Annotated in this window: 1 protein-coding gene; it reads right to left on the reverse strand. The window is 63.1% G+C overall.

Annotated features, from left to right (window positions below; genetic code table 11):
- Window positions 1-148: 148 nt before the first annotated feature.
- Window positions 149-631: alpha/beta fold hydrolase (locus ACXJKJ_RS30960; RefSeq protein ID WP_457395381.1), on the reverse strand; the 483-nt coding region annotated here is incomplete at its 5' end.

The following is a 631-nucleotide window of genomic DNA, read 5'->3' on the forward strand; positions in this document are numbered from 1 at the left end:
GGCATACGACCCAACGAGACGCGTTCGACGCCACCTTTCCAACTCTGGACGGGACGGTCGTATTGACTCAATCATCTGGATCGTCGTGCAGCGGCCGGAACGTTTTGGGTTTGTTGGGGATTCTGCCTGCCGGCGCGTTTCCTGTTGTTCAAGGACCCGACTGCGCTCCGCTTCGGTGCGTGCCAACCCTCCGATCCAGAAACTCCCGGATTACCGGAATGATCTCGTCCGCATGCGTCTCCAGCGCGAAGTGCCCGGTATCGAAAAAGTGGATTTCGGCATCGGGAATGTCGCGCTTCCACGCCTCTGCACCGGCGGGCAGGAAGTACGGATCGTTTCGCCCCCACACGGCAAGCAGCGGCGGCCGATGCGTCCGGAAGTAGGCCTGGAACGCGGGGTAAAGCCGCACATTGGAGGCGTAGTCCAGCAGCAGGTCCAGCTGGATATCCGCGTTGCCGGGCCTGGATACATGCAGCCCCTCAAGGGTGTAGCCATCCGGCGCCACCAGGCTGGGGTCGCGCACGCCTTCCAGGTACTGCCATTTGATCGCAGCGGCCGTGGGGAACTCAGCCAGGGCAGCGCGGTTCTGCGCACTGGGATCGTTCCAGTAGGCGCGGATCGGATCCCACCC

The sequence above is a fragment of the Roseateles sp. P5_E1 genome (assembly GCF_054049335.1).